General features: G+C 64.5%; 14 protein-coding genes. 5 read left to right on the top strand and 9 right to left on the bottom strand.

The features are described 5' to 3' along the window. The gene (locus U0023_RS06315) at nt 1-1,176 is read left to right on the top strand and encodes a CaiB/BaiF CoA transferase family protein (RefSeq protein ID WP_040638969.1); all 1,176 of its coding nucleotides are present in this window, start codon (nt 1-3) and stop codon (nt 1,174-1,176) included. 15 nt (nt 1,177-1,191) lie between these two features. Here U0023_RS06315 and U0023_RS06310 read toward each other — a convergent pair whose 3' ends face one another. Then, nucleotides 1,192-1,764, bottom strand: a complete 573-nt coding sequence (locus U0023_RS06310; RefSeq protein ID WP_009763182.1) for a TetR/AcrR family transcriptional regulator — start codon at nt 1,762-1,764, stop codon at nt 1,192-1,194. A 164-nt stretch (nt 1,765-1,928) separates the two neighbouring features. Between U0023_RS06310 and U0023_RS06305 the strand changes: the two genes are divergently transcribed. Then, the gene (locus U0023_RS06305) at nt 1,929-3,062 is read left to right on the top strand and encodes an efflux RND transporter periplasmic adaptor subunit (protein ID WP_009763183.1); all 1,134 of its coding nucleotides are present in this window, start codon (nt 1,929-1,931) and stop codon (nt 3,060-3,062) included. 9 nt (nt 3,063-3,071) lie between these two features. After that, the gene (locus U0023_RS06300; RefSeq protein WP_009763184.1) at nt 3,072-6,155 is read left to right on the top strand and encodes an efflux RND transporter permease subunit; all 3,084 of its coding nucleotides are present in this window, start codon (nt 3,072-3,074) and stop codon (nt 6,153-6,155) included. A gap of 105 nt (nt 6,156-6,260) precedes the next feature. Here the strand turns inward: U0023_RS06300 and U0023_RS06295 are convergent, their stop codons facing one another. The 7 genes from U0023_RS06295 to U0023_RS06265 all read right to left on the bottom strand — a co-directional run bounded on the left by U0023_RS06295 (nt 6,261) and on the right by U0023_RS06265 (nt 13,349). Beyond that, a complete protein-coding gene (locus tag U0023_RS06295) occupies nt 6,261-6,713 on the bottom strand; it encodes a Fur family transcriptional regulator (RefSeq protein WP_009763185.1) in 453 nt (150 codons plus the stop codon). Between the two features lie 175 nt (nt 6,714-6,888). Beyond that, a complete protein-coding gene (locus tag U0023_RS06290) occupies nt 6,889-7,326 on the bottom strand; it encodes a Fur family transcriptional regulator (RefSeq protein ID WP_009763186.1) in 438 nt (145 codons plus the stop codon). Between the two features lie 111 nt (nt 7,327-7,437). Continuing rightward, the gene (locus U0023_RS06285; protein WP_009763187.1) at nt 7,438-8,613 is read right to left on the bottom strand and encodes a Gfo/Idh/MocA family protein; all 1,176 of its coding nucleotides are present in this window, start codon (nt 8,611-8,613) and stop codon (nt 7,438-7,440) included. A gap of 17 nt (nt 8,614-8,630) precedes the next feature. After that, on the bottom strand, nt 8,631-9,692 hold the full coding sequence (locus tag U0023_RS06280) for a sugar phosphate isomerase/epimerase family protein (RefSeq protein ID WP_009763188.1): 1,062 nt from the start codon (nt 9,690-9,692) through the stop codon (nt 8,631-8,633). Nucleotides 9,693-9,816: 124 nt separating this feature from the next. Beyond that, the gene (locus U0023_RS06275) at nt 9,817-10,767 is read right to left on the bottom strand and encodes a substrate-binding domain-containing protein (protein ID WP_009763189.1); all 951 of its coding nucleotides are present in this window, start codon (nt 10,765-10,767) and stop codon (nt 9,817-9,819) included. Between the two features lie 66 nt (nt 10,768-10,833). Continuing rightward, the gene (locus U0023_RS06270; RefSeq protein WP_009763190.1) at nt 10,834-11,832 is read right to left on the bottom strand and encodes an ABC transporter permease; all 999 of its coding nucleotides are present in this window, start codon (nt 11,830-11,832) and stop codon (nt 10,834-10,836) included. Further along, complete coding sequence (locus U0023_RS06265; RefSeq protein WP_009763191.1) at nt 11,829-13,349, bottom strand: sugar ABC transporter ATP-binding protein; 1,521 nt, start codon at nt 13,347-13,349, stop codon at nt 11,829-11,831. The genes U0023_RS06270 and U0023_RS06265 overlap by 4 nt, the downstream gene beginning before the upstream one ends. A gap of 272 nt (nt 13,350-13,621) precedes the next feature. Between U0023_RS06265 and U0023_RS06260 the strand changes: the two genes are divergently transcribed. Continuing rightward, nucleotides 13,622-14,680 carry a LacI family DNA-binding transcriptional regulator gene (locus U0023_RS06260; protein WP_009763192.1) on the top strand — a complete coding sequence of 353 codons (1,059 nt, stop codon included), beginning with the start codon at nt 13,622-13,624 and terminating at the stop codon, nt 14,678-14,680. Nucleotides 14,681-14,689: 9 nt separating this feature from the next. Here U0023_RS06260 and U0023_RS06255 read toward each other — a convergent pair whose 3' ends face one another. Next, the gene (locus U0023_RS06255; protein WP_245273014.1) at nt 14,690-15,007 is read right to left on the bottom strand and encodes a hypothetical protein; all 318 of its coding nucleotides are present in this window, start codon (nt 15,005-15,007) and stop codon (nt 14,690-14,692) included. 403 nt (nt 15,008-15,410) lie between these two features. Between U0023_RS06255 and U0023_RS06250 the strand changes: the two genes are divergently transcribed. After that, nucleotides 15,411-15,824 carry a VOC family protein gene (locus U0023_RS06250; protein WP_040638662.1) on the top strand — a complete coding sequence of 138 codons (414 nt, stop codon included), beginning with the start codon at nt 15,411-15,413 and terminating at the stop codon, nt 15,822-15,824. Nucleotides 15,825-15,834: the final 10 nt, after the last annotated feature.

Here is a 15,834-nt window from a genome sequence, read left to right as displayed (position 1 = left end):
ATCATGAAGCCGCTCGAAGGCCTCAAGGTCCTGGAGCTCGCGCGCATTCTCGCGGGTCCCTGGGTCGGTCAGCTTCTCGCCGATCTCGGCGCCGACGTGGTGAAGGTGGAACGGCCCGGCGCCGGGGACGATACCCGCGGCTGGGGGCCGCCCTTCGTGGAAGGCGCGGAGGGCGAGCATCTCTCGGCCGCCTATTTCCACTCCTGCAATCGCGGCAAGCGCTCCATCGCGGTCGATTTCGAAACGCCCGAGGGGCAGGAGCTCGTGCGCAAGCTCGCGTCCCATGCGGATGTGGTGATCGAGAACTTCAAGGTCGGCGGCCTGAAGAAGTACGGGCTCGACTACGAGAGCCTCAAAGCCGTCAATCCGCGCCTCGTCTATTGCTCGATCACCGGCTTCGGACAGGACGGCCCCTATGCCTCCCGGGCCGGCTACGACTTCATGATCCAGGGCCTCGGCGGCATCATGGACTTGACGGGAGATCCCGACGGCGAGCCGCAGAAGATCGGCGTGGCCTATGTGGACATCTTCACCGGTGTCTATTCCGTCGTCGGAATCCTGGCGGCCCTCCGCAAGCGCGACGTCACGGGCGAGGGGGCTCACCTCGACATGGCGCTCCTCGACGTGCAGACGAGCGTGCTGGCCAATCAGGCCATGAACTATCTGGCCTCCGGAAAGTCGCCCCGGCGCATGGGCAATGCCCATCCCAACATCGTGCCCTATCAGGTGTTTCCGGTGGCCGACGGCCATGTGATCGTGGCGGTGGGCAATGACGGCCAGTTCGGCCGATTCGTGTCGGTGCTCGGACGGCCGGAGCTGGCGCAGGACGAGCGTTTCAGGACCAATGCGGGCCGCGTCGGCCATCGCGCCGAACTCGTGCCCGTGCTGACCGAGCTCACGCTCCACTTCACCCGCGAGGATCTCCTGGCGGCTTTGGAAAAGCAGGGAGTTCCGGCCGGGCCCATCAACACGGTGGCGGATGTCTTCGACGATCCGCAGGTGATCGCCCGGGGCATGAAGATCGACCTGTCCTCGCAGGCGGCCAGGGGCGGGGCCATCCCGTCCGTCCGGTCACCCATCGTGATGGACGGGCAGGCGATGGCGGCCAGCCGGCCCTCGCCGCGCCTGGGCGAGCATACGGACGAGGTCTTGGGCGATCCGTCCTGGATCGCCTGACGCGGGAGCGAAACTTTACTCGGCGATGCCCTTGACCACGACCCGGTCGATGGCCTTCACGATCCGGTCGCGGTCCTCGTCGGTGAACGGGCTGAGATTGTGCATCTCGAGGTTGCTGAGACCTTCGGTCGCGAGCCAGCCCAACAGGGCGGCATCGAGATCGTCCGAATTGGCCTTCAGCTGATCCAAGGTGTTGCTGATCACCTGACGGACCGGGTCGAGGAGGCCGGGATTCTCGGCCGTGGCCGCCATCATGCCTGTGGCGAATTCCTGCATCTTGCCGCCGCAACAGATGTTGAGCAGGGTCTTCGTGACCACGCGAGCTTCCAGATTCGGTCCGGGCTCGACCGTTTCCCGCAAGGCCTCCTTCTCGGAGGTGACCTGCTCGATCATACGCTGGATCATGCCCTGCAGCAGGGCTTCCTTCGTGGGAAAGTTGTACAGAAGCCCGCCCTTGCTGAGTCCGGCCTTCTCGGCCACGGCATCCAGGGTGAGCCGGCCGGCGCCGATTTCGGCGACGAGCTCCGCCGCCGCGTCGAGGATCTTCTCGCGGGAACTCTTGCGACCTCTGGTACAGGGAAACAGCATCTACATCTCTTGTCTTGTGCGCCGACGCACTTGCAACTAAACCGTCCAGCCGGTATATAAATTCCCTCTCACGGCATGGGCGTCAAGGTAAAGTACGCTGTTGCCGCACCCACCATAGTCGTACAGGGCTCTCGGGAAGGAGCCCTAACTCTCGGAAAAAGCCTATGAAACGGCGCATCGTAGTTGCTCTCGTCTTTATTCTTGCAATCGGACTTTGCGCCGGCCTGATCTGGTTCAACTTCTTCCGCGACAAGATGATCACCCAGTTTTTCGCCACCATGCAGCAGCCGCCGCAGGTGATCTCGGCCGCCAAGGTCGAGGCCAAGACCTGGACGCCGAGCATCAGCGCCATCGGCACGGCCAAGGCCGCCAACGGCGTGGAGCTGGCTTTCGAGACGGCGGGCATCGTCAGCGAGATCAAGTTCAAGGCGAACCAGAACGTGCGCCAGGGTGAGGTCCTCGTCCAGCTCGACGACTCGGTCGAGCGCGCGGACATCCAGGATGTTCAGGCGAACGTCAAGACCGCCGAGAGCAGCTTCGAGCGCGCCAAGACGCTTTCGTCCCGCGGTTACGGTACGGAAGCCAATCTCGATCAGGCCAGCGCCCTGCTCGCGGCGGCGCGCTCCCGTCTGGCGCGCCTGCAGGCGACCATCGAGCAGAAGGCCCTGAAGGCGCCCTTCTCGGGCGTGATCGGCATTCCGCGGGTCGATGTCGGACAGTACCTGCAGCCCGGAACGGTCATTGCGAGCTTCCAGGATCTGTCGTCGATGAAGGTCGACTTCACCGTGCCGGAGCAGCGCGCCGGCGAGGTCAGGCTCGGCCAGGAGATCCATCTCGGCACCACCGAGGGCAACTTGCCCTTCAAGGGCCGCGTCATCGGCAAGGACCCGCGCGTCGACCCCAAGACCCGGCTCGTCGCAGTCCAGGCTCTCGTCGAGGACAACAAGGACGGGGCCATCCTTCCCGGCCAGTTCCTCCATGTGGAGGTGATCCTGCCGGAGCAGCCCAACGTCATGACCGTGCCGCAGACGGCCGTGATCGCCAGCCTCTACGGCGATTACGTGTACACGATCGACGAGGAGCAGAAGGACGGCAAGCCGGTGCTGGTGGCCAAGCAGGTCTTCGTGAAGACCGGCCGGCGCCGGGGCGGCGCTCTCGAGATCGTCTCGGGAGTCAATGCGGGTCAGCAGGTTGTCGCCTCCGGGCAGAACAAGCTGCAGTCCGGCGCGGCGGTCAAGATCGACAACACCATTGATGTGACGAAGCTCGACGCGTCCAAGCTGGCGAGCGGGCAATAGGCATAAGCCATGAGTTTCACCGAACTTTTCATCCGCCGCCCCGTCCTGTCGATGGTGGTGAGCCTCCTGATCCTGCTGCTCGGCGCGCAGGGTCTGATGAGCCTCCAGGTCCGTCAGTATCCTGAGGTCGAGGAAACCACGATCACGATCACGACGACCTATACGGGCGCCAGTGCCGATCTGATCCAGGGCTTCATCAGCACGCCCATCGCCAAGTCCGTCTCCAGCGCGGAAGGCGTGGACTACGTGACGACGCAGAGCCGGCTCGGCATCAGCACCGTGTCCGTGCGCATGCGCCTGAACACGGATCCGAACGCGGCGCTCACCGAAGTCACCGCGAAGGTGCAGCAGGTGCGCGCGCAGCTTCCCTCCGAGGCCGAAGATCCCGTGATCATGAAGGGCACGGGCCAGAGCTTTGCCCTCATGTACCTCACCTTCGGCAGCACGGAGATGAATCCGGAGCAGGTCTCCGAATTCCTCACCCGCGTGGTGCAGCCGCGCTTCGCGACGCTCGACGGCGTCGGCAACGCCGAGATTCTCGGCGGGCGCGACTTCTCCATGCGCGTCTGGCTCGACCCCGTGCGCCTGGCGGCTCGCGGCGTCACGGCGGGCGATGTCGTGCAGGCGATCAACGCCAACAACTTCCTCGCGGCGCCCGGCAAGACGCAGAGCGAGTATGTGGCCTACCGGCTCGACATGCAGACCACGCTGCAGACGCCCGAGACCTTCGGCATGCTGCCGATCCGCTCGGCGGGCGACCAGGTCGTGCGCCTGCGTGACGTGGCGGATGTGGAGCTCGGCCCCAAGAGCACGGACACCATCGTCAGCTTCAACGGCAGCCAGGGCACCTTCATCGGCATCACGCCGACGCCCTCGGCCAATCCGCTGACCGTGGCGGCCGAAGTCACGAAGGCCATCGACGCGATCCGCCCGACCCTGCCGAAGGGCATGAGCGTCGAGATCGTCTACGACGCGTCGAACTTCATCTCGGCCTCCATCGAGGAAGTGTTCAAGACCATCGGTGAGGCGGCCCTCATCGTCGTGGTGGTGATCCTGCTGTTCCTGGGCTCCTTCCGCTCGGTCCTGATCCCCATCGTGACGATCCCGCTCTCGCTCGTCGGCGTGTGCTTCTTCCTCTATGCGCTCGGCTATTCGATCAACCTCCTGACCCTGCTGGCCATGGTGCTCGCCATCGGCCTCGTGGTCGACGACGCCATCGTGGTGCTGGAGAACATCCACCGCCACATCGAGGAGGGGCTCAAGCCCGTCGATGCCGCCATCGTGGGCATGAAGGAGATCTTCCTCCCCATCGTGTCCATGACGGTCACGCTGGCGGCCGTGTACGCGCCGATCGGGTTCACGCAAGGGTTGACCGGCTCGCTCTTCCGCGAGTTCGCATTCACCCTCGCAGGGGCGGTGGTTATCTCGGGCATCATCGCGGTGACGCTCTCGCCCATGATGTCCTCCAAGCTGCTGAAGGCGCATGGCGGCCAGGGACGGTTCGCCGCCTTCGTGGACCGCACCTTTACGCGGCTCGAGAACTGGTATGGACGGCGCCTGAAGGGCTCGCTGGACTATCGCGGCGTGACCCTGGTCATCGTCGCGGTCCTGCTCGGCACCACGGCGTTCCTGTTCACCAAGACCTCCTCCGAGCTCGCGCCGGAAGAGGATCAGGGCGCCTATCTCGGCATCGTCAACGTGCCGAAATACGCCACGGCCGAGTACACCCAGGCCTTCTCCAAGCAGTTCACGAAAGCGGGCGAGAAGATCCCCGAGATCGAGGACAGCTTCCTCATCGTCGGCATCGACGGCGGCGGCGGCGGCTTCTTCGGCTTCAAGCTGAAGGAATGGGGCGAGCGCGACAAGAAGGGCGCTGCGACCAAGCAGGACATCCAGAACCTTCTGAACGAGAATGCGGGCGTGCAGGCCTTCGCCTTCGCACCTCCGTCGCTTCCCGGTGGCGGTGACGGCCTGCCGGTCCAGTACGTGCTGCGGACCATCGGCGACTCGTCCCAGGCCTACGAGGTGGCCGAGCAGATTCGCCAGCGTGCGATGAAGTCCGGCAAGTTCATCGTGGTTCAGAACTCCATCTCCTACGAGACCCCGCGCGCCCGCATCACGGTGGACCGCGACCGGGCCGCCGCTCTCGGCGTGCCGGTCTCGGAGATCGGCAACACGCTCGGCGCTCTCGTGGGCGGCGCGCCGATCTCGAAGTTCGACCGCGACAGCCGGAGCTACGACGTGGTCAGCCAGGTCCGGCAGCAGGACCGCCTGAATCCGGAGCGCCTGGCGGAGTACTATGTGCGGGCCTCGGACGGATCCATGGTTCCGCTCTCCGCGCTCGTCAGCATCAAGACGGACGCGGCTCCGGCGGTGATCGAGCAGTTCAACCAGCTCAACTCGGCGACCGTCTCGGCGCTGCCCCTGCCCGGCGTGACCACGTCGGAAGGTCTGGCGACGCTGCGCGCCATCGGCAAGGAGGTCATGCCCCAAGGCTTCTACGAGGATTATGCCGGCCAGTCGCGTCTGGAGATCCAGGAGGGAAGCTCGATTTTCCTCGCCTTCGGTCTCGCGGTCATCGTGATCTATCTGGTGCTGGCGGCGCAGTTCGAGAGCTTCCGCGATCCGTTCATCATCATGATGTCGGTGCCGCTCTCCATGTTCGGCGCCATGATCTTCCTGAACCTCGGTCTCGCGACGCTGAACATCTACACGCAGGTCGGTCTGATCACCCTCGTGGGTCTGATCACCAAGCACGGCATCCTGATGGTGGAGTTCGCCAACGACCTGAAGGAGAAGCACGGCGTCAACAAGCGTGAAGCCATCGAGGAGGCGGCGCGCGTGCGTCTCCGCCCGATCCTCATGACCACGGCCGCTATGGTGCTCGGCGTCGCGCCGCTGCTCTATGCCAGCGGTGCGGGCGCGGCGGCGCGCTTCTCCATGGGTCTCGTGATCGCATCGGGCATGTCGATCGGCACGATCTTCACGCTCTTCGTGGTGCCGATGTTCTACACCTTCATCTCGAAGGAGACCGTGCGGGCCGGCCGGGCGGAGGAGGCGCATCCCCATCGCCAGGCTCTGGCGGCCGAGTAAGGCCGTCCGCTCCAGTACGACAAAGAAAAGGCCGGGCAATGCCCGGCCTTTTGAGTTTGAGGGTCGAAAGGCAGGGTCCCGCTATCGTTCCTGCCTTTCCTGCGATCAGTGGGCGATCTCGCCCTCGACTTCCATGAACGGAGAGACGGACTTGAAGCCGGCCTGCTCGGCGGCCTTCTTCACGGCTTCCGCGACCTCGGTCGAGTGAACCTCGATGGTCTCGCCCGTCTTGGAATCGACGAACATGATCTTCATCGCGTTCACGTCCGGCTGGCCGTGGGAAATGACGTAGGAGTTCTGGGTCGCCAGACGATGGACGAGACCGGCATCGCGCAGGAAATCGAGGGCGCGATAGATCGTGACCGGGGCAAGACGCTTCTTCTCGCTGCTGAGACGGTCGACGAGATCGTAAGCTCCGACCGGGCCGCCGCTCTGAACCAGCTCGCGATAGACGCGCTCGCGAATCGGCGTGAGCCTGAGGTTGTTCTGGCGGCACAGATCGTCTGCACGGCGGAGGAGGTTTTCCTCTTCTTCTTTCCTGAGGGCCTTGGTGCTCATGAGCCACACTCCTGTTATTACGGAACCTACATATTCATATAGGGAAAATGGCCGGCTGACAATGTGCTATCGTTACTGGAGGGGCTTGCAGCTGTGCATATTCCTCAAAGGAAGCGGGCGTTTGAACAAAACGACGGCCGATTTCGGAGGTGATCTAACAAAATAACGTAGAATTTTAGGCCGATGTTCCTGAGGATAAGCTTTGCTTTGCGCAGCTCTCGCACAGACCGCGGATCTCGACCGTCACCTTCTTGGTGCGGAACGCATGGCCGTCGCCCCAATGGGAGAGGCGTTCGCTGATATGCGGGTCGGTGAATTCCTTGACGAGGCCGCAGCTCTCGCAGATGGCGAAGGCCGCCATGTCGTGCTCGTGGTGCGGATGCTTGCAGGCCACGTAGGCATTGAGGCTCTCGAGCCGGTGGGCGAGCCCCTTTTCGATCAGCTTGTCGAGAGACCGGTATACGGTCGGGGGCGTGACGGCGCCCTTGGCCCGCATCTTGTCGAGGACCTCGTAGGCCGAGAGCGGGTTCTGGGCAGAGCACAGAATCCGGTGCACCCGCTTCTGGGTGTCGTTCAGGTCCTCGAGGCCGTTGTGGTGATGCGTGGAAGCCATCTTGAAATCGTCTGATCCGCGTAGGGGCGATGACCCTATACGTCATGATTGCGGAGGCGATTTCAAGGGAAGAGGGGCGGGGGCCGGTGAAGCCGGCCCCTTGTTCCCCGTCTAAAGATCGACCCAGGCGGCCTTGCGCTGCGACGAGCGCACCGCCGCCTCGATGAAGCGCACGCCGCGCACACCGTGCTCCACGGTCGGCACCTGGAGCGAGAAGGGATTGGGCTCGCGGTTCTCCATCCGGGCGGCGATCTGTTCGGCCACGTCCGTGTAGAGCTGCGCGAAGCCTTCGAGATATCCTTCCGGATGCCCGCCCGGAATGCGCGATGCCGCGCGGGAGACCTCATCGGCCCCGTAGCCGTTGCGGCGGATCGTGCGCGGCGGCTCGCCCAGGGGCGAGAAGGTGAGATAGTTGGGGTTCTCCTGGTGCCATTCGAGTCCGGCCTTCTCGCCATAGATGCGGATCTTCAGGCCGTTCTCGAGTCCTGCCGCCACCTGGCTGCACCAGAGCATGCCTTTCGCGCCCGACGCGAAGCGCAGCATCATGTGGGCGTTGTCGTCGAGCCTGCGACCCTCCACGAAGGTGTGCAGCTCCGCCGCCAGGGACGTGACCTCGTCGCCGGCAATGAACTCGGCGAGATTGAAGGCGTGCGTGCCGATGTCGCCGACTGCGCCGGCGGGACCGGAGCGCGCGGGGTCCGTGCGCCATTCCGCCTGCTTGCTGCCGGTTTCCTCCATGCGCGTGGCGAGCCAGTCCTGCGCGTATTCCACCTGCACCACCCGGATCGCCCCGAGTTCGCCCGCCTGCACCATGGCGCGGGCCTGCCGTACCAGTGGATAACCCGTGTAGTTGTGCGTGACCGCGAAGATGAGGCCGGATTCGCGCGCGAGCTTGGCGAGCTGGTCCGCTTCGCGTCGCGTGGTCGTGAGCGGCTTGTCGCAGATCACGTGGATACCGGCCTTGAGAAAGGCACGCGCGGCCGCCGCGTGGGCGTGGTTCGGCGTCACGATCGCGACCGCATCGATGCCGTCCTTCAGCCGCCGCTCGCGGCGGGCCATCTCGTCGAAGTCGCCATAGATGCGGTCCGGCTTCAGGAGCAGGTCCTCGCCCGAAGCCTTCGCCCGTTCCGGATCCGACGAGAGTGCGCCCGCCACCAGCTCCCACCGGTCGTCGAGGCGGGCGGCGATGCGGTGCACGGCGCCGATGAAGGCGCCGCGCCCGCCGCCGACCATGCCGAGGCGCAAGCGGCGGTTCAGCTTCTGATCCGGTGATCCTGCAATCGTCATATGTGCCCCCTTTTCGCCTAGCCGACGTCGATGCCGAGCATCCGGCGGTTCGCGGCTTCGTCCGTTCCGCCCGCGGCGAAATCGTCGAACGCCTTTTCCGTCACGCGGATAATGTGCGCCTTGATGAATTCCGCGCCTTCGCGCGCGCCGTCCTCGGGATGCTTCAACGCACATTCCCATTCCAGCACGGCCCAGGAATCGTAATCGTACTGCGCGAGCTTGGAGAAGATGGCGTTGAAATCCACCTGCCCGTCGCCGAGCGAGCGGAAGCGTCCGGCGCGGTTGATCCAGCTCTCGTAGCCGCCATAGACGCCGACGCGTCCGGACGGGTTGAACTCCGCGTCCTTGGCGTGGAACGCCTTGATGCGCTCGTGATAGAGATCGATGAAGGCCACGTAATCGAGCTGCTGCAGCAGGAAGTGGCTCGGGTCGTAGTTGATGCAGGCGCGGCGATGTTCCCCGACAGCGTCGACGAAGCGCTCGAAGGTGGCGCCGTCGTGAATGTCCTCGCCGGGATGAATCTCGTAGCAGACGTTGCAACCCGCATCTTCATAGGCATCGAGAATGGGTTTCCACCGCCGTCCCAGCTCCTCGAAGGCGGTCTCGACGAGACCGGCCGGGCGCTGCGGCCAGGGATACATGAAGGGCCAGGCGAGCGCGCCCGAGAAGGTGACGCTGGCATTCAAGCCCAGGCGCTTCGAGGCCTTGGCCGCCATGAGCATCTGGTTCACCGCCCATTCCTGCCTGGCTTTCGGATTGCCGCGCACCTCAGGGGCCGCGAACCCGTCGAAGGCCTCGTCATAGGCGGGATGCACCGCGACGAGCTGGCCCTGCAGGTGGGTGGAGAGTTCCGTGATCTCCATGCCGTGCGAGCGCACGATCCCGGCGATCTCGTCGCAATAGGCGTCCGATTCCGCAGCTTTCTTGAGGTCGAACAGGCGCGGGTCGAAGGTGGGAATCTGCACACCCTTGTAGCCGAGGGAAGCGGCCCAGCGGCAGATGGCGTCGAGCGAGTTGAACGGAGCCTCGTCGCCTGCGAATTGCGCAAGGAAAAGGCCAGGGCCCTTCATGGTCTTCATGGATGAACTCCCGAGGTGGCGTGAGCGAGGGCGAAAATCGGCAAGGGCAAGCTGCACGCGGATCGCGCAGCTTGCCGTTGCCTCGCCTCTTCCTGATGGAAGAGGCGAGAGCCGCGCGGTTCGCTTAGAATGGCGACTTCGGGAAGTAGTGGTCCTTGGCGTTGTCCTTCGTGATCAGCTGGGCGTTGAGCACGTAGGTTCCGCGCATGGGCGCGTTGCTGTAGAAGTGCGCCGCGGTGACGCCCATGGCGGTGGAGATCATCGACGGCGGATAGGAGACGTCGGCGGGGATCATCTTGTCGCCGTCCATCACCTTCTTGATCATGTCCTTCATGCCGGCGCCGCCGAGCACAAACTTGATGTCTTCGCGCTTGGCCTGACGGATCGCTTCCATGATGCCGAGCGCCATGTCGTCGTCCGAAGCCCAGACCGCGTCGATCTTCGGGTGCTTGGACAGGAAGTCCTGCATCACCTTGAAGGCGTCGTCCCGGTTCCAGTTGGCGTATTGCTTGTCGATCACCTTCACGCCCGAGCCTTCGAGAGCCTTCTCGAAGTTGGAGACGCGCTCCTCGTCGATGACGGTCGGGATGCCGCGGAAGACGACGACGTTGCCCTGCTTCAGGTTGTCCACGAAGTACTTTCCGGCGACGCGGCCGAATTCCGGATTGTTGCCGGCGACGTAGATGTCCTGGATCGACGGATCCTTGAGGCCGCGATCGACCACGGTGATGAAGGTGCCGCGCTTCTTGATCTCGCGGACGGGGTTCGTCAGCTCGTCGGAGTTGAAGGGCAGAACCACCAGCGCGTCGACCTTCTGCGACGTCAGGTCGTCGAGGGCGTTCGCCTGCGATGCGCCGTCCGGAGAGGTTTTCACGATGACCTTGAGGCCCGGATAACCCTTTTCGAGAAGCTTAGCGGTTTCCTGCGCATGGTAGACGACGCCGCCGGTCCAGCCATGGGTCGCGGCCGGGATCGAGACGCCGATCGTCACGTTCTTCTGCTGTGCCATCGCGCCGGTGGCGACGCCGGCCATGAGGCCTGCCGCCATGGCGATCTTCAGTACCGTTGCTTTCATCTCATTCCTCCCTGAAGAGTTCGTTTTAAGCCCTTTGTCCCTTGTCCGGTGGGCTCAAGCCCGGTTTCATCGCCCGCGGTGGACTGACCGCTGCACGAGCATGGCGATAATGATGATGGCGCCCTGAACCGCGCCCACGAGAAACTCGGAGACGAAGTTCGACAGCACCATGATGTTGGCGACGAGTTCGAGGATCACGGCGCCGACCACCGTACCCCAGACGCGGCCGACGCCGCCCTTCAGCGCGGTGCCGCCGATGACCACGGCCGTGATGGCCTGCAGCTCCCACAGAAGGCCGGTCGTAGGCGTGGCGGAGCCGAGGCGCGGCACGTAGACCAGCACGGCGATGCCGACGCAGATGCCTTGGATGACGTAGGTGAGGGTGCGCACGCGCCAGATCGGCACGCCTGAATAGCGGGCCACGTCTTCGTTCGAGCCGAGCGCCACCACATGCCGGCCGAAGGACGTGCGATAGAGGATCAGCGCTCCGATCGCCGCTACCACGAGGAATGCGATGATGGGAATCGGAATGCCGAGAATGCTGTCGAAATAGACCGGGCGATAGAGTTCGCGCAGATCGTAGTTGCGCATGGTGATGGTGCCGCCCGCCGCCAGCCAGATCACGAGAGATCGATAGATCCCCATGGTGCCGAGCGTCACGATGAAGGGCTCGATGCGCCCGAAGGTGACGATGAGGCCGTTCGCCAGGCCGCAGGCCGCGCTCAGGGCGATGGCCGCCAGCATACCGAGCGCGAGCGTTCCCACGTCCCCGCCGCCGAGATTGTTCAGGGTCAGGATCATGACGCCGGCCGTGAGCGCCGCCATGGAGCCGACCGAGAGATCGAGCCCGCCGCCTGCGATCACAAAGGTCGCTCCGACGGCGATGATGGCGATGAAGGCCGAGCGCGTCACCACGTTGAGCAGGTTCGACGCGGTGAGGAAATCCGGATTGATCAGCGCGCCCGCGATGATGAGCGCGATCAGCGCGATGAAGGGCGATAGAGCCCGCATGTCGAGGTTGAGCCGGCGCTTTTCGGCGGTGGAGCGAAGCACGGTTTCGGTCATGCGTGGCCTGCGGCGATTTCCGCCGCCCTTTCTTCATGGACGCCGGTGGCGAGATAAACGATGGAATCCTCGGACAGGTCGGCCTGGGCGACTTCGCCCGCGACGCGTCCGTTGCGCATCACGACGACCCGGTGGCACAGGCCGATCAACTCCTGCATCTCAGACGAGATGACGACGACGGCGCGGCCTTCGGCAGCGAGAGAGGCGATAAAGCGGTAGATCTGCTCCTTGGTGCCGATATCGACGCCGCGCGTCGGCTCGTCGATGACGACGATGCGCGGCTCGACCAGCATCATCTTGGCGAGCAGAAGCTTCTGCTGGTTGCCGCCGGAGAGCTGGCCGGCGAGAAGGTCGCGGCGGCGGGTGCGGATGTCGAAATCCTTGATCGCCTTGTCGAGCGCCTGCTCCTCGCCGCTTCCATCGAGGAAGGAGCCTCGGCTGAACTTCTCCAGGGCCGCCAACGTCAGGTTCACGCGAAGGTTCTGCTGCAGCAGCAGGCCTTTGCCTTTCCGGTCTTCGGAGAGATAGACGATACCCGCTTCCATCGCCTCGCGGGCGTCGCGGAAATGAACCTGCCTGCCGTCGAGGGTGATCGTCCCATGGCCGGGCCGAAGGCCCACCAGGGCCTCGAACAGCTCGGTGCGGCCCGCCCCGATCAGGCCGCCGAAGCCGAGGATCTCGCCGCGATGCAGGGTGAAGGAGGCGTTCTCCACATAGCCCGGTACGGTCATGTCGCGAACGGTGAGAAGAGGCTGGTCGGAGGCGGCGGCCGGTTTCTCCGGGTAGAGCTTCGACATGTCGCGGCCGACCATGAGGCGCGCCATCTCGAGCGGCTCCAGGCCCTCGATTTCGCGGGTCGCCACGTGGCGGCCGTCACGCAGCACGGTGACGCGATCCGCGATCGCCTTCACCTCGTTCAGACGGTGCGAGATGTAGAGCACCGCCACGCCCTGGGAACGCAGCTTGCGGATGATCTCGAACAGGCTCTCGGCCTCGATGGGCGTGAGAACCGCCGTCGGCTCGTCGAAGGCGACCACCTTGTGCGGCACGAGCAACGCGCGGGCGATCTGCACCAGCTGCCGGTCGGCGATGGACAGGCGGCCGACCTCCCGGTCGGGATCGATTCGGGTGCCGAGTTCACGCAGGATGGACCGCGTCTGCTCGCGCATCGCCTTGTCGTCGACGAATCCGAAGCGCCGGATCTCGCGTCCGAGGAAGAGGTTCTGCGCCACCGTCAGGTCGGGCGCGAGGAGAATTTCCTGATGCACGAGGACGATGCCGTGGCTCTCCGCATCGACCGGCCCAGAAAAGGTGATCGGCCGGCCGTTCAGGTGCAGGTTGCCCTTCGTAGGCGCGATATGGCCCGAGAGGATCCGCATCAGGGTCGATTTGCCGGCCCCGTTCTCGCCGATGACCGCATGGACCTCGCCGGGTTTCAGATCCAGCGAAATGCCGCTCAGGACCTCGATCGGTCCGAAGGATTTCGAGATGTTTTCGGCGCGAAGTACGGATTCCATAAACGGCTCCGGATGAGCGGCATCACTCGCTTCCGCATGGGAAGACGATCATCGAAGGAATGCGACGTGGATCAGCTGGACGGGGCGCGGGCTGGCATTCGTTTCCTCCTGGATGATCGGCTCTGTCCTCTGCCGGGACAATTGACGATCTCGGGTTATCATGACGATCTAGGGTTATCCCAGGGGACGACAACGGCCCCATGTAATCGATTACATGAAACTTTACCGAAACCCCGGGTTCTGTCAAACAGAACCATGGTAGGGGGAGGTTCATGGACGATATCGGGCACAAGGACAGGCCGGAGCACGAGGGCATTGTGGTCCGCGCGGCGCGGATCCAGGATGTCGCCAAGCTTGCCGACGTCTCGACCGCGACGGTCAGCCGGGCGCTTGCGACCCCGGAACGGGTGTCGCCCGAGGCCCGTGCGCGGGTCCTGGAGGCAATCGCCAAGACCGGCTACGTGCCCAACCCCGCCGCACGCACCTTACGGTCCCAGAAGACCTACATGGTCCTGGTCGTTCTGCCGGATCTGGCAAACACCTTCTTCTCCAAGATCCTGCGCGGCATCGAGGAGACCCTCTTCGAGGCCGGATACGGCATGATCATCAGCGATCTCGATGGCTCGCCCGAGAAGGAGGCCCATTTCGCCGCCTTCACGGCGGCGGGCCGCGTGGATGGCGCGATCCTCCTGAACGGTCATCTCTTCGGGCAGAGCCGCGAAGGGGAGGGGAACCCGGCCCGCATCACGATCCCGCTCGTGGCGCTCTGCGAGGGCATTCCCGGCGCCGACATTCCCCAGATCGAGATCGACAACCGCGCTGCGGCCTCCCGGATGACCCAGCATCTGGCGTCTCTGGGCCATCGCAGCATCGCCTATGTGAGCGGCCCCCCGGGCAACATCCTCGAACGCGAACGCTTCCAGGGCTTCAAGGACGGGCTGGCGGCCTCAGGTCTCCCGTTCGATCCGGGCCTCCTCATCGCTGGGGATTACACCATCGAGTCCGGCATGCGGGCAGGGCAGGACATCGTGGTGCGCCAGGACCGTCCGACGGCCGTGTTCTGCACCAGCGACGAGATGGCCATCGGGCTGATGCGGACTCTCTTCTCGGCTGGGCTCAGCATCCCGACGGACATCTCGGTGGCGGGGTTCGACGACATCGAATTCGCCGCGGTGGCCGAGCCGGCGCTGACCACGATCCGCCAGCCACGGCGGGAATTGGGGCAGGCGGCGGCATCGGCCCTGATCGATCTTCTCCAGGGCCGGTCGTCGCCCAAGCGGATCAGGCTGGAGACGGAGCTGGTGATCCGGGACAGCGTGGCGCCGCTTTAGCGCATCGGGTCAGAAGATCGAAACGGCACCCACGAACAGGACGAGCACCAAGCCGATGAAGCCGACGAAGGCGTATAGGGCCTTGCGGGAATCCTGGTGGGCATAGCTGTCCTTGTCCACACCCTCCTTCCAGCGCGCGGACGATTCCTGATGACGGGCGCGATCGACCTGCTCCGGGGTCGGAGGGGTGCCGGCCGCCTCGTCGTCGGTCCCGAGCGGAGAGAGGCCGGGATCGAACACTTGCGTCTTGTCGCCCGTGCGGCCGCTGTCGATGTCGCCCTTCAGCTGCGCGGTCGTTGATCCTTCGGTCAGCGGCGGCGCATCCATGGGCTCGACGGTCCGCGTCGGAGGAATGTCGGCGTGATGATGGTCTGAACGGGTGGACATCTGACTCTCCCGGGCTCCGTTGCAGGAGAAACCTTCGGGATTCCGGGATGTTCCGGTCCTGAAGCCTCGGGCCATTCGGGGTTCAGGCAAGAAAAAAGGCCGTTGTTGCCAACGGCCCGAAGTTTAGGGAGGAAACGCCCAAGAAGGGCAGCAACGCTGCGACGCCAATCGCCGTGTTGCATTGCAAGAAGTAAGGGGTCGGCCGGCCCGTTTCAAGACCAAAAGGTCAGCATCATTGCCCAATTTTTCGCCGCTCTGAACCGCGCTGTTTCCAAGGCGCGCTGGACATGGGAAGGGGGCCCGTGAGCAAAATACAGGCAACGAGGTTTGTACGATGCCCCCTATGCCGACGCTCAATGCCGTTCTAGAGACGGCCCTGTATGTCGACGACTTGTCGCGTGCCCGAGCCTTCTATGAGGAAGCCCTCGGCCTGAAGGTGCTTTTCGGCAACCAGCGCATGTGCGCCTTCGACGTCGGTGGGAAAAGCGTGCTGCTGCTCTTCCTGCGCGGTGCGTCGCGGGAGGATATGTCCACGCCCGGCGGGACGATCCCTGGCCATGACGGGCAGGGACCGCTGCATATAGGATTCGCCGTTTCAGCCGACGAGCTGCCGGCGTGGGAGAGCCGGCTTCAGGAGAAGGGCATCCCCGTCGAGAGCAGGACGACGTGGTCCCGCGGCGGGACCAGCGTCTATTTCCGGGATCCCGACGGCCATCTTCTGGAGCTGGCGACGCCGGGCCTCTGGGAGACGTATTAAAGGTCCGATG

This window comes from Microvirga lotononidis, assembly GCF_034627025.1.
Taxonomy (GTDB): domain Bacteria; phylum Pseudomonadota; class Alphaproteobacteria; order Rhizobiales; family Beijerinckiaceae; genus Microvirga; species Microvirga lotononidis.
Note: the sequence above shows the minus strand (reverse complement) of the source record. Positions and strands in the feature narration are given on the sequence as shown.

What these genes read in the sequence shown, in the direction of transcription:
- U0023_RS06310 (WP_009763182.1), bottom strand. Translation starts at nt 1,764, where the DNA reads ATGCTGTTTCCCTGTACCAGAGGTCGCAAGAGTTCCCGCGAGAAGATC.
- U0023_RS06305 (WP_009763183.1), top strand. Translation starts at nt 1,929, where the DNA reads ATGAAACGGCGCATCGTAGTTGCTCTCGTCTTTATTCTTGCAATCGGA.
- U0023_RS06300 (WP_009763184.1), top strand. Translation starts at nt 3,072, where the DNA reads ATGAGTTTCACCGAACTTTTCATCCGCCGCCCCGTCCTGTCGATGGTG.
- U0023_RS06295 (WP_009763185.1), bottom strand. Translation starts at nt 6,713, where the DNA reads ATGAGCACCAAGGCCCTCAGGAAAGAAGAAGAGGAAAACCTCCTCCGC.
- U0023_RS06290 (WP_009763186.1), bottom strand. Translation starts at nt 7,326, where the DNA reads ATGGCTTCCACGCATCACCACAACGGCCTCGAGGACCTGAACGACACC.
- U0023_RS06285 (WP_009763187.1), bottom strand. Translation starts at nt 8,613, where the DNA reads ATGACGATTGCAGGATCACCGGATCAGAAGCTGAACCGCCGCTTGCGC.
- U0023_RS06280 (WP_009763188.1), bottom strand. Translation starts at nt 9,692, where the DNA reads ATGAAGACCATGAAGGGCCCTGGCCTTTTCCTTGCGCAATTCGCAGGC.
- U0023_RS06275 (WP_009763189.1), bottom strand. Translation starts at nt 10,767, where the DNA reads ATGAAAGCAACGGTACTGAAGATCGCCATGGCGGCAGGCCTCATGGCC.
- U0023_RS06270 (WP_009763190.1), bottom strand. Translation starts at nt 11,832, where the DNA reads ATGACCGAAACCGTGCTTCGCTCCACCGCCGAAAAGCGCCGGCTCAAC.
- U0023_RS06265 (WP_009763191.1), bottom strand. Translation starts at nt 13,349, where the DNA reads ATGGAATCCGTACTTCGCGCCGAAAACATCTCGAAATCCTTCGGACCG.
- U0023_RS06260 (WP_009763192.1), top strand. Translation starts at nt 13,622, where the DNA reads ATGGACGATATCGGGCACAAGGACAGGCCGGAGCACGAGGGCATTGTG.
- U0023_RS06255 (WP_245273014.1), bottom strand. Translation starts at nt 15,007, where the DNA reads ATGGATGCGCCGCCGCTGACCGAAGGATCAACGACCGCGCAGCTGAAG.
- U0023_RS06250 (WP_040638662.1), top strand. Translation starts at nt 15,411, where the DNA reads ATGCCGACGCTCAATGCCGTTCTAGAGACGGCCCTGTATGTCGACGAC.